Annotated in this window: 21 protein-coding genes; 7 read left to right on the top strand and 14 right to left on the bottom strand. The window is 70.4% G+C overall.

The window, feature by feature from the left end:
* Positions 1–2: 2 nt before the first annotated feature.
* The 4 genes from menB to RN743_RS04665 are packed head-to-tail and all read left to right on the top strand — an operon-like array spanning position 3 to position 4391.
* Complete coding sequence (gene menB / locus RN743_RS04680) at positions 3–863, top strand: 1,4-dihydroxy-2-naphthoyl-CoA synthase (protein WP_310776800.1); 861 nt, start codon at positions 3–5, stop codon at positions 861–863.
* Positions 851–1744, top strand: a complete 894-nt coding sequence (locus RN743_RS04675) for a 1,4-dihydroxy-2-naphthoate polyprenyltransferase (protein WP_310776797.1) — start codon at positions 851–853, stop codon at positions 1742–1744. The genes menB and RN743_RS04675 overlap by 13 nt, the downstream gene beginning before the upstream one ends.
* Entirely contained in the window at positions 1741–3225 is a 1485-nt protein-coding gene (locus RN743_RS04670; RefSeq protein ID WP_310776795.1) for an AMP-binding protein, read from the top strand. The genes RN743_RS04675 and RN743_RS04670 overlap by 4 nt, the downstream gene beginning before the upstream one ends.
* Positions 3222–4391: an aminotransferase class V-fold PLP-dependent enzyme gene (locus RN743_RS04665; RefSeq protein WP_310776791.1), complete on the top strand. Its 1170-nt coding sequence runs from the start codon at positions 3222–3224 to the stop codon at positions 4389–4391. Before RN743_RS04670 ends, RN743_RS04665 begins: the two co-directional genes overlap by 4 nt.
* Here RN743_RS04665 and RN743_RS04660 read toward each other — a convergent pair.
* The 7 genes from RN743_RS04660 to RN743_RS04630 all read right to left on the bottom strand — a co-directional run bounded on the left by RN743_RS04660 (position 4388) and on the right by RN743_RS04630 (position 12563).
* Positions 4388–7549 carry a hypothetical protein gene (locus RN743_RS04660; RefSeq protein WP_310776789.1) on the bottom strand — a complete coding sequence of 1054 codons (3162 nt, stop codon included), beginning with the start codon at positions 7547–7549 and terminating at the stop codon, positions 4388–4390. The genes RN743_RS04665 and RN743_RS04660 overlap by 4 nt on opposite strands.
* A gap of 75 nt (positions 7550–7624) precedes the next feature.
* Positions 7625–8851, bottom strand: coding sequence for a succinylglutamate desuccinylase/aspartoacylase family protein (locus RN743_RS04655; RefSeq protein ID WP_310776786.1), 1227 nt, complete (start codon positions 8849–8851; stop codon positions 7625–7627).
* Positions 8852–8859: 8 nt separating this feature from the next.
* Positions 8860–9204 (bottom strand): 4a-hydroxytetrahydrobiopterin dehydratase, encoded by a 345-nt coding sequence (locus RN743_RS04650; protein WP_310776784.1) that lies wholly within the window; start codon positions 9202–9204, stop codon positions 8860–8862.
* 35 nt (positions 9205–9239) lie between these two features.
* Positions 9240–9722, bottom strand: coding sequence for a redoxin domain-containing protein (locus RN743_RS04645; protein WP_310776781.1), 483 nt, complete (start codon positions 9720–9722; stop codon positions 9240–9242).
* 1 nt (position 9723) lies between these two features.
* Positions 9724–11523, bottom strand: a complete 1800-nt coding sequence (locus tag RN743_RS04640) for a DUF2207 domain-containing protein (protein WP_310776779.1) — start codon at positions 11521–11523, stop codon at positions 9724–9726.
* Positions 11520–12068: a LemA family protein gene (locus RN743_RS04635; RefSeq protein WP_310776777.1), complete on the bottom strand. Its 549-nt coding sequence runs from the start codon at positions 12066–12068 to the stop codon at positions 11520–11522. The genes RN743_RS04640 and RN743_RS04635 overlap by 4 nt, the downstream gene beginning before the upstream one ends.
* A gap of 18 nt (positions 12069–12086) precedes the next feature.
* On the bottom strand, positions 12087–12563 hold the full coding sequence (locus tag RN743_RS04630) for an EVE domain-containing protein (RefSeq protein ID WP_310776774.1): 477 nt from the start codon (positions 12561–12563) through the stop codon (positions 12087–12089).
* Between the two features lie 209 nt (positions 12564–12772).
* Between RN743_RS04630 and RN743_RS04625 the strand changes: the two genes are divergently transcribed.
* Together RN743_RS04625 and RN743_RS04620 are read left to right on the top strand one after the other, a co-directional pair.
* A complete protein-coding gene (locus RN743_RS04625; RefSeq protein WP_310776772.1) occupies positions 12773–13576 on the top strand; it encodes a PhzF family phenazine biosynthesis protein in 804 nt (267 codons plus the stop codon).
* A gap of 101 nt (positions 13577–13677) precedes the next feature.
* Positions 13678–14493, top strand: a complete 816-nt coding sequence (locus tag RN743_RS04620; RefSeq protein ID WP_310776770.1) for a hypothetical protein — start codon at positions 13678–13680, stop codon at positions 14491–14493.
* A 79-nt stretch (positions 14494–14572) separates the two neighbouring features.
* On the opposite strand, the gene RN743_RS04615 is transcribed toward RN743_RS04620, so the two are convergent.
* The 6 genes from RN743_RS04615 to RN743_RS04590 all read right to left on the bottom strand — a co-directional run bounded on the left by RN743_RS04615 (position 14573) and on the right by RN743_RS04590 (position 24825).
* Positions 14573–15628: a PQQ-dependent sugar dehydrogenase gene (locus RN743_RS04615; protein ID WP_310776767.1), complete on the bottom strand. Its 1056-nt coding sequence runs from the start codon at positions 15626–15628 to the stop codon at positions 14573–14575.
* Between the two features lie 161 nt (positions 15629–15789).
* Positions 15790–18258: a choice-of-anchor B family protein gene (locus RN743_RS04610; protein WP_310776765.1), complete on the bottom strand. Its 2469-nt coding sequence runs from the start codon at positions 18256–18258 to the stop codon at positions 15790–15792.
* A 30-nt stretch (positions 18259–18288) separates the two neighbouring features.
* On the bottom strand, positions 18289–20202 hold the full coding sequence (locus RN743_RS04605; RefSeq protein WP_310776884.1) for a VCBS repeat-containing protein: 1914 nt from the start codon (positions 20200–20202) through the stop codon (positions 18289–18291).
* A 22-nt stretch (positions 20203–20224) separates the two neighbouring features.
* Complete coding sequence (locus RN743_RS04600; protein WP_310776762.1) at positions 20225–21277, bottom strand: YncE family protein; 1053 nt, start codon at positions 21275–21277, stop codon at positions 20225–20227.
* An 80-nt stretch (positions 21278–21357) separates the two neighbouring features.
* Complete coding sequence (locus RN743_RS04595) at positions 21358–23742, bottom strand: choice-of-anchor B family protein (RefSeq protein ID WP_310776759.1); 2385 nt, start codon at positions 23740–23742, stop codon at positions 21358–21360.
* 48 nt (positions 23743–23790) lie between these two features.
* Positions 23791–24825 carry an alpha/beta fold hydrolase gene (locus RN743_RS04590; protein ID WP_310776757.1) on the bottom strand — a complete coding sequence of 345 codons (1035 nt, stop codon included), beginning with the start codon at positions 24823–24825 and terminating at the stop codon, positions 23791–23793.
* A 20-nt stretch (positions 24826–24845) separates the two neighbouring features.
* Here RN743_RS04590 and RN743_RS04585 point away from each other — a divergent pair, with 20 nt between their 5' ends.
* On the top strand, positions 24846–25643 hold the full coding sequence (locus tag RN743_RS04585; RefSeq protein ID WP_310776754.1) for an alpha/beta fold hydrolase: 798 nt from the start codon (positions 24846–24848) through the stop codon (positions 25641–25643).
* Positions 25644–25663: 20 nt separating this feature from the next.
* On the opposite strand, the gene RN743_RS04580 is transcribed toward RN743_RS04585, so the two are convergent.
* Positions 25664–26728, bottom strand: a complete 1065-nt coding sequence (locus RN743_RS04580) for a hypothetical protein (protein ID WP_310776748.1) — start codon at positions 26726–26728, stop codon at positions 25664–25666.
* Positions 26729–26758: the final 30 nt, after the last annotated feature.

Raw genomic sequence — 26758 nt, 5'->3', positions numbered from 1 at the left:
CGATGGCAGAGACCTTCTCGCCCCCGGAAAGCGGCGTCGACTGGGAGCCGGCCGGCGAATACGGGGATATCACGTATCACAAGAGCGACGGGATCGCCCGCATCGCCTTCAACCGGCCCGAGGTGCGCAACGCGTTCCGCCCGGACACGCTGTTCGAGATGTACGAGGCGTTTCAGGACGCGCGCGATGACGAGCGGATCGGCGTCGTCCTCCTGACCGGGAACGGACCTTCGAGGGACGGGAAATGGGCCTTCTGCTCCGGGGGCGACCAGCGCGTGCGCGGGACGGCCGGATACGTGGGGGAGGACGGGGTCGCGCGCCTCAACGTCCTCGATCTCCAGCGTCTCATTCGCTCGATGCCGAAGCCCGTCATCGCGCTCGTCGCCGGGTATGCGATCGGCGGCGGGCACGTGCTGCACGTGGTGTGCGATCTGACGATCGCGGCGGACAACGCCGTGTTCGGGCAGACGGGGCCGAAGGTGGGGAGCTTCGACGGGGGGTTCGGTTCCTCGTACCTGGCGCGGTCGGTGGGCCAGAAGAAGGCGCGCGAGATCTGGTACCTGTGCCGGCAGTACGGAGCGGAGGAGGCCGAGCGGATGGGGCTCGTGAACAAGGTCGTGCCGCTGGCGCGCATGGAGGCGGAAGGCGTCGACTGGGCGCGAGAAATCCTCGGGAAGAGCCCGCTCGCGATCCGGTGTCTGAAGGCGGCGATGAACGCGGACTGCGACGGACAGGCCGGGCTCCAGGAACTGGCCGGCCACGCGACGATGCTCTTCTACATGACCGAGGAGGGCCAGGAGGGGAAGAACGCTTTTCTGGAAAAGCGCGCGCCGAACTTCAGACAGTACCCTTGGCGCCCGTAACCCCCGGCAGCGCGGGCGCGTGGGTCGCCGGCGCCCGCCTGCGCACGCTGCCGGCCGCGGCAGGGCCCGTGCTCGCGGGCGGCGGGTTGGCGTGGAAGGACGGCGGTTTCGCCGCCGCGCCCTTCCTGGCGGCGCTCGGCGCCGCGCTCCTGATTCAGATCGGCACGAACTTCGCGAACGACTACTCCGACTTCGCGCGCGGGGCGGACACGGCCGACCGGCTCGGCACGCCGCGGGTGACGCAGGCCGGTCTGCTGACCGCGGCGGCCGTCCGGCTCGGGGCGGCGGTCTCGTTCGCGCTCGCCGTCGCGGCTGGCATCTACCTCGTGATTGTCGGCGGATGGCCGATCGTATGGATCGGCGTGGGCTCGATCCTGCTGGCGGTCTGCTACACGGGCGGGCCGTGGCCGTACGGCTACCACGGACTCGGCGACCTCGCCGTGTTCATCCTGTTCGGCCCGGTCGCGGTGGCCGGCACGTATTACGTGCAGCTCTCCCGCTGGGCGCCCGAGGCGCTCCTCGCGGGGCTCGGCGCGGGCGCGCTCGCCACGGCGATCCTGGTGGTGAACAACCTGCGCGACATCGCGACGGATGCCGCGGCGGGCAAGCGCACGCTGGCCGTGCGGATCGGTCCGTCCGCGACGCGGGTGCAGTATTCGCTGCTCGTCGCCGCCGCCATCGCGGTGCCGCCCGTCGGCGTCATGGCGGGGTGGTGGCCGCCGGGGGCGTTGCTCGCGTCGGGTGCGGTGCTGCTCGCGGTCGCTCCGCTGCGCGTCGTGTGGACGTACGAGGACCCGCGGACGCTGAACCCCGCCCTCGCCGCCACGGCGCGGATGACCGGTGCCTGGGGCCTCCTGTTCGCGGCTGGCTGCCTGTGGTGAACGAACCCGCGACTCCCGCCCCCTCGTCGTCCTTCTCGCTCGTGTCGCGCGACCGGAGGTGGTCCGCCGAGGAGATCCGCGCGGCGGGCCGCGCGGTGGCCGCGATCCTGGAGGAAGAGGGAGTGGGGGCGGGGGCCGTCGTCGCGCACCAGTTCCCGCTGGACGCGGCCGGCGCGGTCGCCCTTGCCGCGGTCGCGCCAGAGGCCGCTCCGGGAGGCTCCTGGGTCCTCGCCCCCGCGCATGCGGAATGGACGTCGCATGAGCGGAACGCGTTCGTCGTGGCGCTTCGACCGGCCGCCGCGCTTACGCGGAGGGCGGCGGCGTGGCCGGCTACCGGGTGGAGGCCACGGGCGGTCGCGGTCCCAGAGATCGGGGAGATCGTGGTGCATCTGCACGAACCCGCGGAGGCGGATCTCACCCTCCCCTCGGCGCCCCCGGGGCGGGCGGATCTTGCCGGGATCGGCGCCATCCTTCCCACGTCCGGAACCGAGGGACTGCCCCGCTTTGTCGCCCACGAATGGCGGTCGCTGCGCGCGAACGCCGCCGCCTCGAACGAGCGTCTCGGGTTCGGCGCGGGCGACCGGTGGCTCGCGACGCTCGCCTGGGCGCACGTAGGGGGGCTCGCCGTGCCGCTGAGGGCCGCGGCCGCCGGCGCCACGGTCGCGCTGGCGGGGCCGCGGTTCGACGCCGCCTCCGTCGCCCGGGCGCTCGACGAACTCGCCGTGACGCACATCTCGCTCGTGCCGGCCATGCTGCACGGGCTGCTGGCCGTGGGCGCCCGGCCGCCGGGCTCGCTGCGCGCCGTCCTGCTGGGCGGCGCGGCGACCCCGCCGGACCTGGCGGAGCGGGCCCTGTCCGCCGGGTGGCCGATCGCGCTGACGTACGGATTGACCGAGGCGGGGTCGCAGGTCACCACGGCCACGCCCGCGGAGGTGCGCGCCGGCGACCGGTCGGCCGGCGTTCCGCTTACCGGCGTCGAAGTGCGGATCCGCCCGTCCGGCGACGCGGCCGCGGGGCCCGCCGGCGCGCCGGCCCCGGGCCACATCGAGGTGCGCGGCGACACGCTGTTCCGGGGGTACTTCGGAGAGGCCGCGCGGCCCCCCGCCGGCTGGTTCGCGACCGGCGACCTCGGCCATCTCGATGCGCGGGGACGCCTGGCGGTGACGGGGCGGCTGCGCGACCGGATCGTAAGCGGTGGCGCCAACGTCGACCCGGCCCAGGTCGAGGCCGTGCTCCACGCCCACCCGGAGGTGGGGGAAGCCGCCGTCATCGGCTTGCCGGACGGCCGGTGGGGGCAGGTGGTGGTCGCCGTCGTCGGCGGAGCAGAGCCCGACCTCCCCGGCCGTCTCGACGCGTGGTGCCGCGAACGGCTGTCGGGGCCGCGCGTGCCCCGCCGCTGGGAGGTGCTGGACCGTCTCCCCCGGACGGCGACCGGCAAGGTGGACCGCGCGAGATTGAGGACCGACTTGAGAGGCGGATGATGGAACGACCGAATACGGCACTCGGCTGCCAGAAGAGCCGGTTCGCGCTCGACGAGGGCGAACACTTCCTCAACTGCGCCTATCTCGGCCCCCTCCCGCGCTCGGTCGCGGAAGCGGGCGTGGAGGGAGTTCGCCGCAAGTGCTCGCCGACCCCCTTCCCGAGCGAGCGGTTCTTCACGGACTGCGACCGCGCCCGGGAGCGCTTCGGACGCCTCGTCAACGCGCCGCCGGAGCGGATCGCGCTCGCGCCTTCCGCGTCCTACGGCATCGAGGTCGCGGCCCGCAATCTCCCGCTCGAACCGGGCCAGAACATCGTCCTCCTCGGCGAGCAGTTCCCGAGCAACGTGTACGCCTGGCGCCGCCGCGCGTCGGCGTACGACTGTGAGGTCCGCACCGTCGACCGCCCCGGGCCGCCCCCGTCCGCCGCGCTCTGGAACGAACGGCTGCTCGAAGCGATCGGACCGGAGACCGCCGTCGTCTCCCTCCCGCACTGCCACTGGACGGACGGAACCCGGATCGACCTCGAGGCGGCGGGGGAGCGCGCACGCGAGGTGGGCGCCGCGCTCGTCATCGACGGCTCGCAGTCCATCGGCGCCGTCCCGTTCGATGTGGAGCGCTTCCGGCCCGACGCGCTGATCACCGTCGGGTACAAGTGGCTCCTGGGACCTTATTCGACCGCCTTCGGGTACTACGGTCCACGCTTTGACGACGGCACGCCGCTCGAGGAGACGTGGATCTCGCGCCGCGGTTCCGAGGACTTCCAGGGTCTCGTCGACTATACCGACGAATACCGGCAGGGGGCCGCCCGGTACGACGTGGGCCAGACGTCCAATTTCATCCTCATCCCGATGCTCGTGGAGGCGCTCGACCTGATCCTCCGCTGGGACCCCGCCCGCATCCTCGACTATTGCCGCAGCCTCCTGTCCGGCCTCGCGGACGAACTGCGCCTCCGCGGCTGGGCGGTCGAGGACGACGAGTGGCGGACGGGGAACATCCTCGGCGTCCGGCTGCCCGCGGGCTGCGACCTCGCCGAGGTGGGCGCCCGCCTCGCCGAAGCTCGCGTCCACGCCTCCCTGCGGGGCGATGCCCTGCGCGTCTCGCCGAACGTCTATAACGAACCGCGCGACATCGACGCCCTCCGCCAGGTGCTGGCGACCTACGGCTAACTTCCGCCCGGGTGTCGGGGGAGGCCGCGCGCGACTTCCAGCCGTTCGCCCTCCGACCGCAACCGCGGCGGGAGCGTATCGGGCCCGTCGCGGACGATGCTGCGGACGCGTCGCGTGGCGCGGTCGATGACCAGCGCGGCGCGGCCCCCGCGACCCCGGTCCACCGAGACCGACCCCGCCGGGCCGACGAGCGTGAGGACATCCAGCGTCTCCGCCCAGGCGGGATCGAAGGGGATCGCGAAGGCGAATGCGCGGTGGTCTTCGCCGATGCCGTGGCCGACCGAAGTCGGCGTGAAGCTGAGCGAGAACAGGATCCGTCCCGCCGCATCGCGGCCCGACAGGCGGTACGGGCCCGCCGACGAGGGAAGGTGTGGGGCGGTCGGATAAACGAAGGCGGGTTCCAGCCGCGGTTGGCCGGCGTCGACCCCTCCCCAGAGAAGGAGCATGTCGCCCCGCCCGGCTCCGCGATCCGCCGCGTGCGCGAACGCCGAAATCCCGGCGCTTCCGTCCCGTGCAAGTCGGAACTCCAGCATCTTCGTGAAGCTGTAGTCGCTGATCCACTGGGGATAGCAGTACGACATCAGGTCCCGGTATCCCTCCGGGTTGAACACGTGCCCCGGGCCCGGCCCGTCGCCGCCACTGTCTTCGTCGCCATTCCCGAAATCGTATCCCCACACCCCGATACGACCGTCCGGCCACGGATAGTCGGGGTCCACCGCCCCTGGGTCCGTGACGGGCGCGTCGCAGGGCGTGTGCGGACGCCCGAGGTTGTGCCCCAGCTCGTGCGCGAACACGAGGCGAAGACGACCGGTCCGCTGCAGCAGACCGTCCGGACCGTGTGAGCCCGTGAGAGAGCTTCGCCCGCCCAACATCCCGAGACCGTCGATCCAGTACGCATCGGGGTGCCTCGAGCGCGGTTTCGGAACGCCGAAGATCCCGGTGTAATGCCCCCGGGGGTCCTCCGCCTCCATCAGCCGGAGCAGTTCGATCTCACGGATGAGGCCGACGACCCCCGCCTCCGAGGTGTCCGCCCACGTGTGGTAGGGTTCGCGGAGCGCCACGTGCAGGTCTCCGACCGGCAGGACGGTACGGGCGTAACGCAGTACGTTCCTGCCCGCGGCCGAGCCCGCCCCCGTGGCCGCCGCCGCGAGTTCGCCCGCGAACGCCGCCACGAGCGGATTCACGTCCCGGTTTTCCTCCGAATGGTACTGCACCGGAACGAGTGTCACGCGCAGCGGGGGCATCCGCTGAACGTCGATGTCGTACGGGCCCTCCGCCGGAAACCGGGACCGGCTCGAGGAGGTCAGGGGAAGTGCGCCGTCCGGATCGAGTTCCACGACCATGCTCACGCCCGGCTGCAGCACGCGGCCCGGCACGACGGCGTTGAAGGATCTTTCGAGGCGGCTCTCGTCGACGGCGAGCGGAATGCCTCCGCCGGGAGGGTCAAGCTCCGTTCGGTACGTCTCCGCTCCGTCATGGAAGAAGGTCGCGGTGGCTTCCGGCCGGAAGCCGTTGACCTCGTCGGCGGTCGCGAACACGCGAAGGAGGGCGCGCCGATCCGCCACGAGCGGTACGCCGCCCTCCCGGTCCTGGGCCGCCTGCGTGAGATACGCATGGGGCACGGACATCGTGACCGAAGCGGGGTTGGACACGACGAGCGGGTCCCCCGCGACGAGATCGAAACCGTCGCAACGATCCGCGCAGGCTTCGGCAAGCGCCTCTTCCGTGCCGACGGTGACGGAGACCGGGGAATCCGCAGCGTCGCCGGGAGTGAGCGTTACGGCGGCGCTCGCCGTGGTGCCCGCTCGCACCAGGATCGAGTCGACCGAGAGCGTCCCCCCCTGGGCGAGAAGAGGGAGTCGGACATCGAAGGGCGCCCCCTCCAGGATTCGGGCCTCGATCGTGGCGGGCCCCGGAGCCGTGGGGTCCTCGTGGTCCGTCCGGACGAGCCGCACGGGGAAGGCGAAGGCGGTCTCGTTCCCCCCCAGCGTCAGCCGTTCCAGGCTCCGAAGGCCGGTCAGCGCGCCCGGGGGCAGCGCGCGCAGTTCGTTGTCCTGCAGAAACAGCTCCCGCAGGCCGGCGAGGTCGCCGAATACGCCCGCGGGCAGCGTCCCCAGCCGATTGTCGACCAGGGAGAGCCATTCGAGCCTGCGAAGTCCCGCGAACACCCCCGGCGGCAGGTCGGCGATCAGGTTTCCCGCGAGATTGAGCACCTCCAGGCTGGAGAGATCGGCGAACGCTCCGGGGGGGAGGGCTCCCAGCCGGTAGTCCTGGAGCGAGAGCCATTCCAGGCCGGAGAGGGCGCTCAGGTCGGCTGGGCGCAGTCGGCCGGGGGGCACTCCGGTTCCCCCCTCGAGGCCGGGCTCCCGCGGCCTGATCCTCAGCGAGCGGAGTTCGGCCAGCGCCTGACCGTCGGGGGCGCTGCAGTCGTCGGCCCGGAGCCCGCGCACGATCGCGTCGCGCACGGCGGCCGTCCGGTCGCACACTCCCTCCCGGATGACCACCGCGGCGCTCGAAGGAGGGGCGAGCACGAAGCCGCTCCCGGCCGCCGGCCGACCGAGGACAAGGGTGAGGACTTCACGGGGCGGCTCGATCTCATCGTCGTCGGCGATGCGGATCTCGATGACGGCGGCACTCGCTCCCGCGGGGACCTCGATCTCGCCCCCGCCCGCGCCCAGCACGTCCGCCGAATCCGCGTCATCCGTCAGCCGTGAGTCATCCGCGCCCAGCGAATAGCGCACGGCCAGCGGCGATGCCGCGGACTCGTCGAGCACGACTTCGACGCGCGCGATGCCGCCCTCCCGCGCCTGCGCCACGCCCAGGGAGAGCGCGACGCCGGCCCCGACCGTCGCCTCGAAGCGCTGCGTGACCGCAAGTCCGCCGCCGTCGCGGGCCGTCACCTCCACCGTCGCGGACCCCGGCGCGACCCCTTCCACCGTCACCCGACTCCCGGCAACCGTCACGCGGGCGACGCCGGTGTCGAAGGATCTCGCGGCGAACGTCAGCGCATCGCCGTCCGGATCCCGGAACCAGAGGTCTGCGTCGATGACCGCCGGATGCCCGAGCCGCACATCGAGGTCGGGAAGGGCGTCCACCGCCACCGGGCTCCGGTTCTTCGGGGGCCCCGGCGGCGTGACCTCCGTTCCGCACGCGCCCACCCACACAGCGGCGCCCGCGAGTGCGACCGCGGCGGCGCGGGTTCCCAACCGGGGCCGGCAACGAACCACGGGTCGCTAACCGCCCGTGGACGCAGACTCCGGCCGGCGGGCGGGCCCTTCCTGGCGTCGCACCATCACCGCCCCGCCGCTCTCGCCCCGGACGGTGAACCCCATGAGGTGGAGGAGCCCGATCACCCCCCGGTTGCGCGCCCAGCGCGCCAGGACGACGGCGTCGCTCCGTGCGGGATGCGGCCGTACTCCCGGAAGCCATGTGGCCGCGCGATCCGCACCGGCCGTCCGAAGTACCCGGGACACTTTCAGCCACACGGGAGCCCGCTGCCGGACGATGAAGAAACCGTCGTCGCCTTGCCGCTGGTAGAGTGGGAGGAAGACGCGGCCCGCAAACGCCGTCCGCACCGGTCCCGCCCGGTCCGCGCCGAGTTCCTGCCCCGCGTCGACCACGTCGAAGTTCCTGAACCCCGGGTGCATCCGGAATTCGTCCTCCTCCGAGACGACGTGGCGATAGCGGACATGGAGCACACTCGGCAGGCCTTCTGCGCGGCGAGCGAGACGCGCCTTCAGGTCGCCCGGACCCGGTGCGCTTCCTTCCTCGATCAGTCCGAGGGTCTCAAGCAGGATCCACACGGCCTCCTCGTGCACGTCGATGGACGACGCGGCCGCGTGCTGCCCCGCCTCGATGCCGATGTTCGCCCAGCCCAGGCGGTCGAAGTAGTGGAGCATGGCGCCATCGATCTGCTCTTCCAGTCCCAGGACCACCGGGACGGGAAGGCGGAGTGCGAGTGCCCGGTTCTGAAGCGTGTCCCCAAGCGTCGTGAAAGGCGCGCTTTCCGCTGATGTGGTATGAAGGTCGAGGACGTGGATGGGCCCGCGCGCGCGTCGGTCTTCCGCCTGGAAGGCGGCCAGAAGATCCCGCTGTTCCGCCAACTCGGCGCTCCCCACGATCGGCCCCCTGTCCCCCTCCCGCGCCGGCTCCCCGGAGCGCAGCGACTCCAGTACCGCGTCCACGCGCTCGCGTTGCCACACGCGATTGAGATCCTCGTCGATGAACCGCGTACCCGCTCTGCGCGCCTGGAGGTTGCCACGGAGGCCGACCAGGTCCCCGCGCATCCGAAACCGGTTCGACGAGAGCACGTCCAATACTCGTTCCAGCGCCGCGATACCCGCCGGTTCGTTTCCGTGCAGCGAGGCGATACAGATGACGAGCGGACCGGGCTCGGCCCCCCGGTACGCGCCGATCCGTCGTCCGTGGTCTCCGGGCTCCTCGATGGCCCTTGAGGACATCCTGTGGTTCACGCCCGCGGTCGGTGCAGCGTTTCCGCCTTCGCCGCGAACACGAAGTCACTCTCCGTGAGCCCGTCGATCTTGTGTGTCCAGATCCGAACGACGACCCGTCCCCACGCGAGGAACAGGTCCGGGTGATGGTTCTGCTCCTCCGCCATCCCGCCCACGCGATTCACGAAGTCGAGCGCCGTCACGAAGTTGGGGAAGCGGTACTCCTTCTCGAGGTGGTGGCCGTCCACCACCCGCCAGTCGGCCCCGAGTTCCTCGGCAAGCGCGTCGAGGGCCGCTCCCTCCAGGGGTGGAACGCCGCCTCGACACGGAATGCACTGCTGCTGCGCGAGCGGTATCGACATCGGATCGTCTCCGTGGCTGCGGTTCGTCTCTGTCCTCAGGGCGCGTCGGCAACCGCCTGAAGGAGTTCGTCGTAGTCGGGCTCCACGCCCGCGTCCTCCGACACCCATGCGTACGCGACCCGGCCGTCCGTTCCAATCACGAACGCCGACCGCTTGGAGACGCCCCGAAACCCGTGAAACTCCTCGTACAGCACGCCCCAGTCACGCGAAACCGTGCGGTTGAAGTCGGAGAGGATGGGGAACGGGATGCTCTCCTCGGCCCGGAAACGGGACGTGACGAACGGGCTGTCGACGGAGATCGCGAACACGGTGGCGTCGAGCGACGCGTAGGCGCTCCACTCATCGCGGAGCCTGCACATCTCCGCCGTGCAGACCGAGGTGAAGGCGAGGGGGAAGAAGAGGAGCACGATCCGGTCGCGGCCGAGATGGTCGCCCAGATCGATCGTTCCTCCGGCTTCGTAGGGGAGCGTGAACGGCTCCGCGCGGTCGCCGACCGAAATCTTCTTGCTGGAAGTCATGTCAGAATGCGCCTCCTCCACCTCCGCCGAAGCCGCCGCCCGAGAATCCGCCGCCCCCGGAAATCCCGCCGCCCGAGAAGCTCGAGCCCTGGGCGCTGCGCGGCGCGGACTGCATCACGCTGTGCGTCTCCGCGGACATGCTGTTGAGGTTCGAGACCAGGATATGAGAGTTGAACGTCGAAAGAGCGTGCCCATGATACCAGTCCGGGGGTTCGCGATACAGGTCCCGGAAGGCTCGCGCCCACTGCGCCGCGACGCCCAGCGCCATGGCGTACGGAAGACACTTCTCGAACATCTCGGGGCCCGTGATCTTCCGCCGGTAGCGGTCGGATTCGACGCGCGTGAGGAACTCCTCGAACCCCTTCACCTGCCGCAGCAACTCCGTCCCCCTCTTCGTGCGCGCCGGCATGAAGAGTCCGAAAACCACGATGACGAACGCCGAAGCGATGGCCGCCCCGAGCACGGCCCCCATCGCGAGCGGGAGCACGGCCTGGGCGAGCAGCCCGCCGAAGAAGATCACGATGCCGACCAGGAACCCCAGACCCACGTATTTCCCGGCGACGATGGTCGGCGATTCGGTGTACACGCCGTGCTCGATGAGCGTCGCCAGCAATTTCGACTTCAGTTCCGGGAGGTCCTTGTAGAAGCGGTCCTTGAGGTCCGAGAGCCGGCGGGTCCTTCGCCCCCCGAACACCGCCCGCAGGAGCGCGCGTTCGTGCGGGGCCAGGTGGTCGCCCGTGTTGTCGCGTCGCTCGAAGAGGTAGTCCTTTCCGGTCACCAGCCCCAGGAGTTGCTTCTCCTCGCGTTCCTCGATCGTCAGGTGCCCCCGGACGGCGAGGTCGATCAGCGTCGCCGTGATGTCGCGCAGGTCGGCGCGGTTGTCGATGATGACGCCGACCTCGGCGGGCGTCAGGTCGCCGGGCGGCTCGTAGCGCGGCTCGATCGACCCGATCTCGGGATCGCGCCCCCGCTCGTTCCAGCGCCGGTACATGAAGGCGAGGACGAAGAAGGGCAGGAAGAGCGGCCAGTTGTCGGACAGGTACATGCCGGCGCGGTCGATCGCCGCGGGCCGCCGCACGACGCCGGCATTCCATCCGACCCCGATCGTCAGGCCTTCCCGGAAGCCGAGCGGCCGGTCGGTTCGCACGTCGATCCGCGTGCCCGTGACGGCGACCGTCGCATCCCGGCCCGTGGCGCCGTAGCCCCCGGTGAAGGCGTGGGCGCGCACGCCCCCGACCGCCGGCGGAAGCCTCACGGTTGCGCTCGCCGTCTCGATCGGGACCGGCCATTCGGTGCCCGTCACGTTCCAGTACAGTTCGTCGTACGCCTCGACGATGCCGTCCGTCCCCTCGTCCGCCTCGAAGAAGCGGAGCCCGTTCGTCACGCTGTACGAGAGTCGGACCGTGCGCACCGTGTCGACGGCGCCGGGCACCCAGATCTTCGTGCTCAGGTAGTCCCCATCGCGCGTCGACTCGTGGCGCAGCGGATTCCCGTCCGCGTCCGTCGCCGCCTCCACGGAAGTGCGCAGCCTGTACCGGAACCCGTTGATGCGGTACTCGACGGGAATCGTCCGCTGGATGCCGTTGTAGCTTCCATTGAACCGCGGCCGGATCGTTTCGGTCACCTCGACGGCCCCGCTTTCCAGCACCCGGATGTCGGCGTGGAAGTCCTCGATGCGCCAGGAGCGCTCCTGCGCGGCCGCCGGAGAAGGGAAGAGCCAGATGGCACCGGCGGTGGCGCCCGCCAGCAGGGCGGCTCGCACCGCCGCCTCCGCGGCTCGTCGCGGGTGTCCGCGCTTCACGAGAACGCCACCTGCGGCCCCTCGCGCTGCCGCTCGTCGTCGAGCGAGAAAAACTCCCGGCGTGTGTGGCCGAACAGCCCGGCGATCAGATTCGTCGGGAAGACCTGCATCTTCGTGTTGTAGTCCCGGACGACGGCGTTGTAGTAGCGTCGCGCGTTCTGCACCGCCTCCTCGATCTCATCCAGGGAGCGCTGAAAGTCCGTGAACGCCTCGACCCCGCGCAGCTGGGGATAGGCCTCGGAGAGCGCGAAGAGCCTCCCGAGCGCCCCCGCGAGCGCTCCCTCGGCCGCCCCCGCCTCGGCGGGCCCCCGTGCGCCCATGGCCCGATTCCTCGCCTCGACCACGGCCTCGAGCGTCTCGCGTTCGTGGCCCGCCGATGCCTCGACTGTCTCCATGAGGTTGGGGATGAGGTCCCAGCGGCGCTTGAGCTGGACGTCGATGTCGGCCCAGGCGCCGTTCACGCGTACGCGAAGCCGCACGAGGCTGTTGTACATGCCGATGGCGATGAAGGCGACCGCCGCGAGTATGACCAGGAACCACAACATGACCTGCCTCTGTTTCCCCTATGCTCCACGTCCAAGGCGGAGGATGATCTCGAACTCCTCCTCCGTCACCGGCATGACCGAAAGTCGCATGCCCCGTTTCATGACATTGATAGCCTCGAGGCCGGCCGTTTCTTTCATCATCTGCCGCGTCACCGGCGTCCCGAAGGTCTCCACGTAGCGGAAATCGGGGCACCACCAGCGGGGATCCTCCCGGCTGGACTTCGGGTCGAAGTAGTGGCTGTCGGGATCGAACTGGGTGGAGTCCGGATGCGCCGGACCCGCGACTTCAGCCACCCCGTAGACGCCGAGCACCCTGGTGTTGGAATGATAGATGAGGACCTTCTCGCCCGGATTCATCCGGTCGCGCATGAAGTTCCGGACCTGGTAGTTCCGCACGCCGTCCCATTCCGTCTCGCCGTCGAGGGCGAGGTCGTCGATCGAGTACACGTGGGGCTCGGTCTTGGCCAGCCAGTATCCGGTGATTTCGACCGGCATGTCGCGCCTTCCCTGTTGATGTCCGTCCGCATCCCGACGGCGCGCGGATGTCCCGCGCGGATGGGCGGAATCTACCGGCGCAGCCGTGTACGGTGAACCCCGCGCCGCGGGCCTCCCGCTGCCGGCCCGTGGCGACACCCGGCGTCAGCGCCGAAAGTGGCGAGGCGCTAGCTTACCCGAATTGGCAGTTCACGTCGCACGGAGCGCGCATGAAGATCCCGCTGTACCAGCTCGACGCCTTCTCGGACCGGCCCTTCGAAGGCAATCCGGCCGCCGTCTGTCCGCTCGAGGCGTGGCTCGACGACGACGTCCTGCAGAAGATCGCGGCGGAGAACAACCTCTCGGAGACCGCGTTCTTCGTTCGCGACGACGAAAGCGAAGGAGATGGGTTCGGGCTCCGCTGGTTCACGCCTCTGTCGGAGGTCGACCTGTGCGGCCACGCGACGCTGGCCTCCGCCTGGGTCATTCTCGAGCGGCTGGCGCCGGGCCGCGAGAACGTGCGTTTCGAGACGAGAAGCGGTGAGCTCGTCGTGGAACGGGGCGAGGGGGATCTCCTCGTGATGGACTTTCCGGCGCGTCCCGCGGCCCCGCGCGAGGCCCCTCGCGCCCTGGTGGAGGGGCTGGGGGCCGCACCGGCGGAGGTTCTGGCCTCGGAGCGGGACTATCTCGTCCTCCTCGAGGCCGAGGACGATGTCCGGAAGCTGAAGCCGGATTTCGCGCGGCTGCGCGGACTGGACCGGCTCGGGATCATCGTGAGCGCGCCCGGAGTGAGCGCGGATTTCGTGTCCCGCTTCTTTGCGCCGAGCGTCGGCGTGCCGGAGGATCCGGTCACGGGCTCCGCGCACTGCACGCTGGCGCCCTACTGGGCCGAGCGGCTCGGTCGCGGCGAGGCGCCGCTCGAGGCGAGGCAGATCAGCGCCCGCGGCGGTACCCTCATCTGTCGCCACCTCGGGGACCGCGTGACGATCGCCGGTCGTGCGGCGCTCTACCTTACCGGCGAGATTACGCTGTGACGGTTTCCGGAGTGCGGCCGTCTACGGGACGACGAGAGACAGCGGGCGCGGAGCCGGGCGACCGACCGGACGCCAGGGAAACGCGGGAAGGAGCGGGACGGATGATGCGTACACGGATGCTGCGCAAACGGCGGAGGAGTCGAAGCGCGCTCGGGACCGGACTCGCCGTGCTTGTGACGCTGGTGACGCTGGCGCCTTTGGACGTCGCGGCGCAGGTGCCGGGCGGACAGCTCCCCGGCCAACCGCCCCGGGACGCCTCCGGGGGCGGAAACGGCGCGCAATGGGACTTGGGCGGGATCTTGTCCGTGATGTCGCCGCGGGGGCAATTCGGTTCGTTCGTCAACGACGGTTTCGGGGGGGCGCTCACGGCCCTGCTCGGCTTCGCGGACTCCCCCGCCTTCCGGGTCCGGTTCGAAGCCGGCTTCCTCGAATACGGGTCGGAGACGCTTGGCGTCCCGGTATTCGCGGCGACCGACCGGATCCTGACCGACGTCGTCACGCAGAACAACATCGGCTACCTGGGATTCGGCCCCGAGATCCGGTTTCCGTACGGCCCCGTCCAACCCTACGTGAACGGCTTCGTCGGGCTCGGCTACTTCTTCACGGTCAGCTCCGCCGAGCCTGGTTGGGACCTCTACCAGACGCTCCATCGCGACTCGCCCTATCAGGGGACGACGGTGAACTTCGACGACGTGCGCGCGGCGTACGGCGTCGGCGGCGGCCTGGCGATCCCGGTCAGCCGGTCCGCCAAGCCGGTAGTGTTGAAGCTCGAAGCCCAGTACCGGAGGCACGGCCACACGGAGTATCTCGTGCCCGGGAGCATCGTCGAGGACGGCTTCGGCGGGAGTTCGTTCTCGCCCATCGCCTCCGATGTTGACTTCCTGCTCTTCCAGGTGGGGCTGACGTTCAGGGTTTAGCAGCCCCGGCCCAGCAGCGTCGACACGATCCGGCGGCCATCGGCGGGTATCATCGAACACGGCGGCCCGCCGAGCGCCGCTACGGCTGGCGGCGCTCCAGGCGGGAGACGGAGCCGGTGATGTTCACGACGTAAAGTTCCCCGGCGCCGTCGACGCCGAAGGACGACACCGCCCCGAGGCTCCCCGCGTTCCAGCGTCGCTCGTCCGTCGCCTGCCCGCCGTCGAACCGGAAGCTCCGCAGGAAGCCGGTGCAGAAATCCGAGTAGAAGTAGTGCCCCGCGATCTCGGGGAGCTGTGAGCCGCGGTAGACGTATCCTCCGGTCACCGAGCAGACGCTGCCGTCGTGGATGTACTCGACGACGGGCAGGGTAAGCCCCGACATGTCGCACCCGGAGCTCTGGTAGCAGGCGGTTCCCTCCATGGTGCTCCAGCCGTAGTTCACGCCCGCCTCGCCCGCCGGCACCGCATTGATCTCCTCACGCTCGTTCTGGCCCACGTCCGCCACGTAGAGGACGTTGTCCGCGAAGTCGAAGGTCGAGCGCCACGGATTCCGGACGCCGATGGCCCAGATCTCGCCCCGCGCGCCCTCTTCTCCCGCGAACGGGTTGTCGTCCGGGATCGCGTACGGGTCGCCTCCGTCCACGTCGATACGGAGGATCGAACCGTGCAGCGTCTCCGGATTCTGGCCGTTGCCGAACGGATCGCCCGCCCCGCCCTCGTCGCCGAGGAAGATGTACAGCATCCCGTCGGGCCCGAACTGCAGCATCCCGCCGTTGTGGTTCTGGCGGCGCTGCGTGAGCGCGAGGATCCGCTTCGCCGAGCCCGGGTCGAGCCGGTCGGGGTCCCCCGAGACGGTGTAGCGCTCGACCACCGTGTCGTCCCCCGTGTCGGTGTAGTAGACGAAGACCTGTCCGTTGTCCGCGTACCGCGGGTGGAAGGCCATCGTGAGGAGGCCGCCCTCGGGGGCCGTGCCGACACGGCCCGAAAGGTCGAGGAAGGGGTCCGCGAGGAGTTGCCCGTCCGGGCTCGCGATGCGGATGCGGCCCGTCTGCTCCACGACGAAGAGTCTCGCGTCTCCCGGCGGAGCGGTGAGGAAGACCGGTTGGGAGAGTCCGGTCAGCACTTCGTTCGCCACCAGCTCGAAGGCGGCGGGCTCCGGTGGCGCGGGCGGCGGTGGCGGAGCCGGGGAGGGGCCGGTGCCATCCGAGCATCCCCAGCCCGCAACCCCCGCCAGGAGCGCGAGCGCCCGCGCCGTCAGCGGCCGGGCGGCCGCCGCGGGCGGGTGACCCGGGCGTCTCAGGGCACCAGTTCCGGCCGGCGGTACCGGAGGAAGAACACGCCTTCCTTGCCGCTCGACACGATGATCGTCCCGCTGGCGAAGAACGGGTAGTTCGACCACGAGCCGTCGAAGGTGACGGACTCGTCCCACGGCACCGTGTCGAAGAAGCCGACCTCGCGCGGGTTCTCGCGGTCGCTGATGTCGAGCACGCGCAGCCCGCTCACGTAGTTCGACTGGTACATGAGATCGCCCACGATGTAGAGGTTGTGGTCGATCGTGAACGTCTCCCCGAAGTGTTCCTTGACGAGGATCGGATCGTCCAGGTCCGAGACGTCCCAGATGAGCGTGCGGCTCGCCTCCATGTCGGGCTCCGTCCCGGTCTGCTGCGCCTGGCCCACCGAAGCCATCTCGTCGAGTTCGTCGTTCTGGTAGAAATAGCGGTGGTCGTCCGTGAGCCAGCCCTGGTGCGTGTAGGTGGCGGCCGGGTAATCGGCGGTCGAGAGCGTGACCGGGTTGTCCCGGTCCGTGACGTCCGCGATCACGACGTGCGTCTCGTTGGCCTTGAGGCAGATCTCCTTCCCGACGTGCTCGGCGTCCGGGCCGTGGTAGTTCACGCACTGCGCGTCGTGCGTGTAGCCGGTCTGCCCTCGTCCGGTGCCCGCCTCCGCGTGGCAGCCGAGGAAGGTCGGCGCCTTCGGATCGCTGACGTCGATCATGTGGAGCCCACCGCCGCACGTCTCGCCGCCGCCGCTCGAACCGACGGCGTACGCGGTCGCGGTCTCCTCGTTGATCACCACGTTGTGGGCGCTCGCGATCCCCTCGTAGACCGTGTCGGGATCGAACTCGACCGGCGCACCGCGCACGTCGCGGAGCCGCGTGAGGTCGAAGACCTGCATCCCGTGCTCGCCGGCATTGTCCGCCACGACGAAGGCGTGGTTTGCATGAACCTTGATGTCGCGCCACGACTGCGTCAGCGAGCCCGGCGTCTTCGGCAGACTGCCCAGGTAGACGGGCGCCGCGGGGTCGGAGATGTCGATGAACGCGGTGCCATCCGTGCGGCCGACGATCGCGTACTCGCGGCCGGTCTGCGGATCCGTCCACCCCCAGACATCGTTCGTCTCGATGCCGCGGTCGGTGCCGCCGATCGCGTCGAGCGGCAGGAATGAGATCACGTCCACCTGGTCGCAGGTGAACTGGTCCGCCATGCCATCGTCGCCGCAGTCGACCTCGGAGAGCGCCGTCAGCGGGCGCCGTTCCTCGGGGATGAAGAGCTTTGCCGTTTCGGACCATGTGCCATCCCGGTTCTCGAACACGGCGGCGGAACCGAGCGCCGCATCGTCCCACGGCTGCCCAACGACCGCCATGTCGCCGGAGGCGGAGATCGAGAGGCCGAAGCCGTCTCCCGCATCCGTTCCGGGCCCCGCGGCGATGCGGGTCACCGAGCCGAACTCCGCGGCCGCGGCATCCCGGGAGAAGGCGTAGATCGCGCCGAAACGGCCCGCGCCCGGTGCCGCGATCCAGAGTTCGTCATCGCGCGCCGCGATGGTCGCTCCGAAATAGTCGCCGGGCTGACGCTGGAAAGCCGACAGCGATCCCTGCCGCACCCACTCGCCGGACGAGCGGCGCACGTAGTTGAGGACCGTCCCCGCCCCGTCGTAGGCGCCCGGCAGCCCGAGAAGGGCGTGGGAGCCGTTGATGCCGACCGCGAGGACCGCGGCGCGATTCGCCACCAATGCCGCTCCCGGCTGCCTCTCGTCGCCCTCGTGGCCGAGCCGCGCCTCCTGCACCCAGTCACCTTCGGCACTCCGCCCGAACACGTACGCGGCCCCGGGCAGTTGCGGGCCGGCGAAGGCGCCCACGATCACGCGTTCGCCATCGGTGTGGGCGCCCCAGCCGAAGAACTCCTGCTGGGGATCCGGGTCGGCGGAGGTCAGGATCCCGTCCTCGATCCACTCGCCATCCGCGCCGCGCGTGAAGACCCAGGCCCCGCCGGTTTCCTGATAGCCCAGCGCGGTGACGACGAGGAGGTTGCCGCCGATCGAGGCGAAGCGGCCGAAGGACACGCCGGGCGGGACGCTCTCCGGCCGCAGGTAGCGCTCGAATTCCCACCCGTCTCCGCCGCGCCGGAAGATCAGGACGCTGCCGTCGCTCTGGCCGTCCCCGTCGGAGTCGAGCGCCGTGGCCCCGACCAGCAGCCGGTCGCCGTCCGCGAGCACGAAGCGGCCGAAGTAATCCGCGCCGCCATGTTCCGGCGCGCGCAGCGTCGCCGTGCGCTCCCAGCCTTCTCCGGCCCTCTCGTACACGTAGAGGCTGCGGGGCGAGGCCGACGATGGGTCCTGTGGATTCGCAGCCGCGTCGACCGCTTCGCTGACGATGATCGTTCCTTCGTGGAGCACCACCGTGCCGCCGAATTCCTGGGCTTCCGCCGCCCCCGGCAGGAGCAGGCCGCAGACGGTCGCAGCGAAGAACGTGCGCGTTCTATTCATCAGGTACATCCTTTACGTCCTTTCAACGATTCAACGTCGTTCGAAGTAGTAGAGGCCGCCCCCGGCGGCGCCGACGACGAGGTCGAGGTCACCGTCCCCGTCCAGGTCCCCGAACTCCGGCGTCGCAAATAGCGGCAGATCGTCCGCGGAGGGGAACCCGCCGTCGGCCTCGACGAAGTTCGGGGCCGCGGGAGTCCCATCGTTTCGGAAGTAGCGGATCCCGTCGGACTCGGTGCCGACGATGAGATCGAGATCGCCGTCCCCGTCGTGGTCGAGGAGTTTGGGGAAGCTCCTCCGGCCGATGTCGATTCCCCCGTATTCGTCGCTCACGAATTCGAAGCTCGGTTCCGAGGCGGAGCCGATGTTCACGTAGTAATTCAGCGCTCCCGAGGACTCCCCGATCATGAGGTCGAGGTCTCCATCGCCGTCGAGGTCGCCGAGCGCGGGCGTCGCGTTGCTCCCGCGCGTGATCTCGACGAACGCCGAGTCCACCAGCGCGAGGCGGGGTTCCATGGCCGACCCCTCGTTGCGCGCGTAGCGGATCTCGTCGCGCCAGGTGCCGAGCAGCAGGTCGAGATCGCCGTCCCCGTCCAGGTCGCCGAAGGCGGGCGCGTTGTGGTAGGCGCCCGGCAGTTCGAACTCGCCCGTCCGGCGGAAGACCGGCCGCGTCCCGCTCCCTTCGTTCTCGAACAGGAAGACGCGCGAGTTCGACAGATCGCCGGGGTCGATCTTGTTGCCGAGCAGGAGGTCGAGGTCGCCGTCGCCATCGAGATCCACGAGGGAAGCCACGCTCTCGCTGCCCACATCGATCTGCGAGATGAAGCGGCGCGTCCGCAGTTCGAAGCCGCCGTCCGACTCCTGCGAGAAGAGCATGAGGTTGTCGGCGGTCGTCGTGTTCGCGTTGTACGCGCCGCCGAGCACGCCGATGAGCAGGTCGAGGTCGCCGTCGCCGTCGTAGTCGCCGAAGGTCGGAGCGTTGTAGCCGCTCGTCCGGATCGGGTCGTCGAGAGGGAAGGGACGCGGCTCCACCCGGAGGTTCGGCGCCTCGCACGAGCCGGCGTTCTCGATCAGGAGGAGTCCGGCCTCGAAGAAGTCGCCCCAGAACATGTCCGTGTCGCCGTCCGCGTCGTAGTCGGCCAGCGCCATCGTGTTCGCCCCGTGCAGGGTGGGGAGGGGCCCGCCCGCGTCCGGGCCGCCGAAGGGCGGCACGCCCCCGGCGGCCGCCGGGTCGGCGACGATCTCGATGTCCTCGAAACGGTCCGTGATGTGCCGGAAGGGCGAGGCGTTCGCGCCGAACGCGCCCGTCGCCTCGTAGCGCGTGACCGTCCCCACGAGGCGGCCGATGAAGAGGTCGAGGCGGCCGTCGCAGTCGATGTCCGCCGCGTTGGGGATGTTCTGCCGGTCCGAGAAGATCGCCTCACCGCGCGTGTCGCGGAGGGTGTCCGCGATGAGTTCGAATACGGCCCCGCCCGCCGTGCCCGTGTTCCGGTAGAGCTTCATGTAGCTGAAGGGGGACTCCGCGAGGAGGTCGCGGTCGCCGTCCGCGTCGACATCCACGAAGCGGAACCACTCGCCGACCTCGAGATCCGAGTACGCCTCCGGCCGCCAGGTGTGGCGCCGTCCGTCCGGCGTGTCCTCGCGCTCGAAGAACATCAGACGGTTCGTCGTCTCCTGCACGAAGAGGTCGAGGTCGCCATCTCCGTCGATGTCCACCCACTGCGGACGGGGCACGTTGAAGCCGCCGAGGAAGGGGATTTCGTACGGGTTCCCGGCTTCGTCGAACACCGGAAAGGGAATGACGGCGCGAACGAACCCGGGTCCGCCGCCGGCCGCGCGCTCCGGCGCCAGCTCCCCCGGACCGGCGGCGCCCGATGCGCATCCTGCCACGAGGAGCGCCGCGGTCAGCGCTCCCGGCGCGGCCCGCCGACTGCGGGGCCCGGCCATGCGGCTCACGTCGCCGGGGCCCTCAGCGCGGGCTGGACGCGAGACCGATGCCCGACGCGTAGGGCGGGGTCTCGATGACGTCGATGATCTCGCGGGTCGCGGTGTCGATGACGACGACCGTGCCGCCGGGCGCGTCGTATCCCATCCGATCCGACGACGTGTATGAGCCGGTCTCGTTCCGGTTCGCCACGTAGAGTCGGGAGCCGTCCGGCGATAGCACGCTGCCGTGCGGTTCGGCGAGGCCTTCGCCCCGGATCACGGCGGCCACGGACCAGTCGGAGGTGTCGACGAGTGTGACCTCGTTCGCGCCCAGGTTGCCGAACCAGATCCAGCGTCCGTCCGCCGACCAGCTCGGGTGCCACGGCCGCGCCCCCACGTCCAGCTCTCCCACCAGCTTCGGCGCCACCGGCTGCGTGACGTCGAACACGAGGAGCTTGGCCGTCATCTCCGCCGTCGCAACGAGCGTCCCGCCGTCCGGCGAGATCGCGTACTGGACGAGAACGTGAGGCATCGTCCCGGAGCCGGGCAGCCTGAGCAACTCGGCCTCGCCGCTCTCCGCTTCGACCGTGACGACGGAGTTCTCGCCCAGGCTTCCCGCGTAGACCCACCCGCCGTCGGGACTCGCCAGCAGGGCGTGCGGACGCGGGATGAAGACATCGTACTCCTCGACCTCCATCGAGATGCGGTCAATGCGGCCGATGCGCTGGGGCGGGTTCACCGCCGCCATCGACCGCCCGACGAACAGCCAGGGCTCCGAGGGGTGGAGCGCGAGGAGGCCGGGACGCTCGAACTCGACGGAAGCGACGAGTTCGTTGTCGCGGTCGAACTTGAGCACCCGGTCGGCCGCGATGAGCGACACGTACCAGAACGACCCGTCCGGCTCGACCGCGACGTGGTGCGGCTTCGCGTTCGCCCCGTACCCCATGGCCTCCAAGTCGATGACCTCCACGACCTCGTGGGTCTCCAGGTCGATGACGGTCACGGCCGCCGCCTCCTGGTTCGCCACGTAGAGGAACGGACCTTCCGCGGAGGCGGCGGGCACGTCCCCCGCCGCGGCGGCCCGAACCGCTACCAATCCGGCCACCCCCAGGGCGAGGAGGCCCGCCCGCGCGGTTCGGGCAGCCCCTGGCCAAAGCCGCGCTGCGATTCTCCTCATTACGGCACGAGTTCCGGCTTCTGGTACTTCACCATGAACAGGCCCTCGCTCCCGCTCGTCACGATGATCGTCCCGCTCGCGAAGTACGGATAGTTGCTCCACGAGCCGCCCATCGACGGCCCCTCGGCGTACGGCACGGTGTCGAGGAAGCCGACCTCGGTCGGATTCTCGGCGTCGCTCACGTCGAGGATCCGCAGCCCGCTGTTGTAGTTCGACTGGTAGAGCAGGTTGTCGAGCACGTACATGTTGTGGTCGCTCGCCGTGGACTCGCCGAAGTGCTCCTTGACGAGGACGGGGTCGTCGAGATCGGTGATGTCGAAGATCATTGTGCGCGTCCCCGAGAACTGCGTCCTGAGTTCATCGAGTTCGTCGCCCAGATAGAAATAGCGGTGATCCTCCGTCACCCAGCCCTGGTGCGCGTAGGCGACGTTGGCGTAGGTGGCGGTCGACAGCGGGATCGGGTTCTCCTTGTCGGTGACGTCCGCGATCGAGACGTCGGTCTCGTTGGAGCCGAAGCAGATCTCCTTGCCGGCGTGCTCGCGGTCCGGGCCGTCGTAGATCAGGCAGAGCGCGTCGTGCGAGTACCCGGTGCCGCGGCGCCCGGTGCCCTCGTGCCCGAAGCAGCCGACGAAACTCGGCTCGGTGGGCTCGTTGATGTCGATCATGTGGAGGCCGCCGCCGCACGTCTCGCCCCCTCCGCTCGATCCCACGCTGTAGGCGAAGCCCGTCGCCTCGTTGATCACGATGTTATGCGCGCTCGCGATCCCATCGTAGTGGGCGTCCGCCTCGAAGGTGACCGGCTCGCTCCCGACATCGCGGAGACGGGTGAGGTCGAACACCTGCATCCCGTGGTCGCCCGCCCCATCGGAAACGATGAAGGCGTGGTCCCTGAAGACCTTGATGTCGCGCCACACGCTGCCCCGCGCGCCCTCCGTCATGGGGAGACGCCCGACGTAGCGCGGGTTCTGCGAGTCGGTGATGTCGACGAAGGAAGCCTGGTCGGTAAGCCCGACGAGGGCGTATTCGCGTCCGGTCTGGGGATCGGTCCAGCCCCACACGTCGTTGACGCGGACGCCGCGGTTCGCCCCGAGCGACTGCACGGGCATGAAGGAGAGGATGTTCACTTCGCTGCAGTCGAAGTCGGCCGAGACGCCCTCCTCGCAGCCCACTTCGTGGCCGTTGATCGCGGCGTAGTTCTTCGCGTCGCTCCACACCTCGGCGGTTTCGACCCACTCGTCGCCCCGCCGCTCGAAGACGTAGGCGGTCCCCATCCCGTAGTCCTTGCGGCTCGCGGCGACCACCGCGACGTCACCCTGCACGGCGACCCCGCCGCCGAAGCCATCGCCCGCGGCCCGGTTCGAGGCGGAGAGGGCGCCGGCCAACTCGACCCCGCCTTCGGGGTCGGTCGAGTAGCGAAGCACCCGCCCCTCGCGGCCCGCGCCGGAGCCGGACCCGCCGATCCAGATCTCTCCGTCCACGGCCGCGAAGGCTTCGGCGAAGGTCCGGCCGAAGGATCGGCCCCCGGCGACGACCGGCGGATAGAACCGGCCTTCGGGCCTCCAGGCATCGCCATCGGGCGTGAACGTGTAGGCGATGCCTACGCCGCCCGCGCCGGGTGCTCCAACCACGAGCCGGAATCCGTCCTCGGTGTCCTCGCCGTACAGGACGCTTCCGAAGGCCGCGTTCTGGCCCGCTTCCGCGGCCGTGAGCGGTTCCGGCGCCGCCGTCCAGGTTCCGTCCTCGGCCCGCGTGAAGAAGAACACGGCCCCGGCGCCGTCGGCGGTCCCCGGAGCGCCGATCGCCGCCACCCGGCCATCCGTGAGCATCGCGGCGCCGAACCCGTCTCCAGCGGCCGCCTCGGGAGATTCGACCGACCCGGCTTCATTCCAGGCGGAGCCGTCCCACTCGAAGAAGTAGACGCGGCCGGCGGCAGGAGCCCCCTGCCGGGGCGCCCGACCCGGCGCCGACACCAGCGCGATGTCGCCCGCGACGGCCCCGCTGGTGCCGAAGAGGAAACCCTCCGGCAGATCGGTCGGCCTCAGCGTCGCGACTTCCTCCCATACGCCGTCGCTCCGCTCGAACACGTGGGCCGCGGCGGGCGAACCGACGAGCATGCGGTCCCCATCGACGGCGAGCGAAGTCCCGAACCGGCCGCCCTCCTCCGCCCCGTAGGGCGCAAGTTCCGCGGAGACGGCCCATCCATCCGGCCCCCGCTCGTAGACGTAGACGGCTCCCGTGGACGTCGGGCCGCCGCTCTCGGCGATAAGGACCTGGCCGGACGAGACCGCAACGGCCGGGCTCCGTCCGAAGCCCTGTCCGGCGACTGGCGTGGCCAGGCAGGCGAAGGCGGCCGCCAGGGCCGCGACTCGTGAAAATCCGCGCATGAAATGACTCCCATCCTGAAGGCTGCGGACAATAGTCGTACAAACCACTTAAAACACGCCGGAATCGGGATGCGTTGTCCGGTGCGGTGTCCGATGCATCGCCCGCGAGATGTAGCGGGTAACGGTCTCTTCGAGCCAGCCGGTTCGCGCGCCGGCCCGCGCGCCGGCCCGTCCCATGCCGCGCCCCCGGCCCACGAACCCGAGATGCCCGCCGCGTTCGGTCAGTGCGAGGGACAGATTCGGGCGCCGCCGGATCGTCTCGACGGGCACCGAACTCCCCGGGGCGAGCGGGTCGTCCCGCGCGTGGATAAGCAGCATGGGAAGGTCCACGGGGTCCACGAAACGCTTCGCGCTGCAGCGCGCGTAGTAGTCGGCGGCGTCGCGAAAGCCGTGAATCGGCGCCGTGAGCCGGTCATCGAACTCGCGAAGCGTGCGCGCCCTCGCCGCCCCGGGGGCCACGACGTCCGGGAACCTCAGGGCCTTTTCACGGGCCTTCTCCCGCAGGCTGCGAAGGAAACGCCGGCCGTAGACGCGTCCCATCCCGCGCTGCAGGGCGTCGGCGCTGGATTCGAGGTCGTAGGGGACCGATACGGCGGCCGCGGCGACGAGGCTCCGGCCGCCGCCCTCCCTTCCGAGCAGGTTGAGGAGCGCGTTCCCGCCCAGCGAGAACCCGACGGCGGCCCGCGGGAGACCCGGGAAGCGCGCCGCCATCCAGTCCAGCGCACGCTCGATGTCGTCCGTCCGACCCGAGTGGTAGGCACCCGGCAGACGGTTCGGCTCCCCGCTGCACGAACGGAAGTTGAGCGCCACCGCCTGGATGCCGGCGGCCGCCAGCGCCTCGCTTGTCGTCACCATGTAGCCCGAGTGCGCGCTCCCCTCGAGTCCGTGGAGAAGGAGGCACAGACCCGAGGGCGCTTCCAGTCCCCTCCACACATCGAGATCGACGAAATCGCCGTCGTCCGTGTCGAGCCGAACCCGGTCGTACCGCGGCTCGAAGCGGCGGCGCACGATCCGTCCCACGATGGTCTGTGCGTGAGGATTCCGGAGGCCCGGTGCCGGCTCGAACGCCGACAGATCATTCAAGATCCATTACCTTTCGTTCCGTGTCTCGACCATTCCTGCATCAGTACACCGTCTCCGAGGCGGGTTCCCGGCGCTGGCTCTACGTGCTGCACGGCATTTACGGCACCGGCCGCAACTGGGCTTCATTCGCCCGCCGGCTCGTCGCCCGGCGTCCCGAATGGGGAGCCGTGCTCGTGGACCTGCGGCTGCACGGGCACTCGCCCCGCTTCGAGCCGCCGCACACCCTTGCCGCGTGCGTGCACGACGTGCTCGAACTCTCGGAGTCGCTCGAGCGGCCCGTGGACGCGACCCTCGGGCACTCCTTCGGCGGCAAGGTGGCGCTGATGGTGGCGGCGGCCGCGACGCCGAGCCAGACGTGGATGATCGACGCGACGCCCTCCCGCCGCTCGCCCGGCGGAGGCGCCGCCCGACTGCTGGATGTGATTCGCCGGCACCCGGGGCCCTTCGCGGAGCGGCGTGACGCCGTATCCGTGGTGGAGGCCGAGGGGTTCGCCTCGCCCGTCGCGCACTGGCTGGCGACCAACCTCGTCTTCGTCGACGCCCGCTATCGGTGGCGCCTCGACCCCGATGCCGCCGAAGAACTGCTTGCCGACTACTTCAGGCGCGACCTCTGGGACGTCATCGAGACGCCCGTCCCCCCGTCGGAAGTCCACGTCGTGCGAGCCGCCCAGTCGGACATCCTCTCGGCGGATGATCGCGGGCGGCTTCGAGCGGCGATGCTGAACGGCCGCGTACATTTCCACGAACTCACCGGTGGCCACTGGCTGCACGTCGACAATCCCGATGGACTCCCGGACCTCGTCGCCGAGCACCTCTGACCGGCCACGGCCTGCCAGGGCTACCAGACTTCGTACCACGTGCCGGGGATGGCCGCTGCCGGCGCGGTGAGTCGCTCCGCGGCCGCCGCGACGGCGCAGGCGCTGAAGCGCAGGTCGATGCGGTGGCCGCCGAAATCGGCCGCCACCCCCGCGCCACCGGCGAGCCCGCTTGCCACGCTCCCCTGGATCGAGACATCGCCGTTCAGGATCAGGGCGCCGCCCACGAGGATGAGCCCCCTCCAGCCGAACCCATCGTTGAGCGTCAGGTTGCCCTCCACGACGAGGGCGCCGCGCCCGCTGGAGCCCGCGCCGAGCGCCGCCGCCCCCGAGATCCGCGTATAGGACGAATCGGCTCCGGGAGACGGCCACGGATCGGGCGGCACGACCGCGTCGGGACGCGGACCCCAGGAAGCGACCAGTTCCGTCCAGCGGATCCCCGTTTCCGCCGCGACGGACGCATCCGCCGGCAGCCGTCGGTCCGCCGGGGATCCCGAGATCGTGAGCAACGAATCGGGCGCCGGCGCCGGTCCGCCCCAGTACGCGACGCCCGCGACCGGCGAGGGCTGTTGCGGACAAGCGCCCCCGGATGTGCCCAGGCCCGTGATCGTCCCCTTCGGGGGGGTGCCGCCCGCGCTCCCCACGAGGACGAGCGCGCCGGGAACCCGCGGCGGGCCGGCCACCCAGAGAAGCTGCCCCACCGACCGCTCGAAGGTCGCGCCGCCGTGGACGACCCGTCCCAGGGATTGGGCGCGGTACACGGCCTCTCCGGGCCGCAGTTCGATGAGCCGCTCGAAGGAGACCGTCGCGGTTCCCGCGCCCAGCGTGACGGGAGGCACGGAAGGGTTCGGCATCTCGGCGAGCGCGATCGCCGTCGCGAGCCCGCTCTCGGCCACGTAGAAGGCCTCCGTGGAGCGCGCGAAGGCGCGGGCGGACTGTCCGTCGATCCAGGTGATGAAGAAGCCGCCGGCCGCCATGAGCGAAACGAGCAGCAGGGTGAGCATCACGGACGGCAGCGCGAAGCCGCGAGGCTCCGATACCGGGGGCGCGGGGATCCGCAGCCGTGGAATCCTGCCGAGAGAGCGCATGACGTGAACGTGCCGCGCACGATCAACGCC

The sequence above is a fragment of the Candidatus Palauibacter scopulicola genome, from assembly GCF_947581915.1.
Lineage (GTDB): Bacteria > Gemmatimonadota > Gemmatimonadetes > Palauibacterales > Palauibacteraceae > Palauibacter > Palauibacter scopulicola.
Note: the sequence above shows the minus strand (reverse complement) of the source record. Positions and strands in the feature narration are given on the sequence as shown.

Coding starts and splice junctions, on each gene's coding strand:
- menB (WP_310776800.1), top strand. CDS start 3: ATGGCAGAGACCTTCTCGCCCCCGGAAAGCGGCGTCGACTGGGAGCCG.
- RN743_RS04665 (WP_310776791.1), top strand. CDS start 3,222: ATGATGGAACGACCGAATACGGCACTCGGCTGCCAGAAGAGCCGGTTC.
- RN743_RS04655 (WP_310776786.1), bottom strand. CDS start 8,851: ATGTCCTCAAGGGCCATCGAGGAGCCCGGAGACCACGGACGACGGATC.
- RN743_RS04650 (WP_310776784.1), bottom strand. CDS start 9,204: ATGTCGATACCGCTCGCGCAGCAGCAGTGCATTCCGTGTCGAGGCGGC.
- RN743_RS04645 (WP_310776781.1), bottom strand. CDS start 9,722: ATGACTTCCAGCAAGAAGATTTCGGTCGGCGACCGCGCGGAGCCGTTC.
- RN743_RS04635 (WP_310776777.1), bottom strand. CDS start 12,068: ATGTTGTGGTTCCTGGTCATACTCGCGGCGGTCGCCTTCATCGCCATC.
- RN743_RS04630 (WP_310776774.1), bottom strand. CDS start 12,563: ATGCCGGTCGAAATCACCGGATACTGGCTGGCCAAGACCGAGCCCCAC.
- RN743_RS04625 (WP_310776772.1), top strand. CDS start 12,773: ATGAAGATCCCGCTGTACCAGCTCGACGCCTTCTCGGACCGGCCCTTC.
- RN743_RS04620 (WP_310776770.1), top strand. CDS start 13,678: ATGATGCGTACACGGATGCTGCGCAAACGGCGGAGGAGTCGAAGCGCG.
- RN743_RS04610 (WP_310776765.1), bottom strand. CDS start 18,258: ATGAATAGAACGCGCACGTTCTTCGCTGCGACCGTCTGCGGCCTGCTC.
- RN743_RS04605 (WP_310776884.1), bottom strand. CDS start 20,202: ATGGCCGGGCCCCGCAGTCGGCGGGCCGCGCCGGGAGCGCTGACCGCG.
- RN743_RS04595 (WP_310776759.1), bottom strand. CDS start 23,742: ATGCGCGGATTTTCACGAGTCGCGGCCCTGGCGGCCGCCTTCGCCTGC.
- RN743_RS04580 (WP_310776748.1), bottom strand. CDS start 26,728: ATGCGCTCTCTCGGCAGGATTCCACGGCTGCGGATCCCCGCGCCCCCG.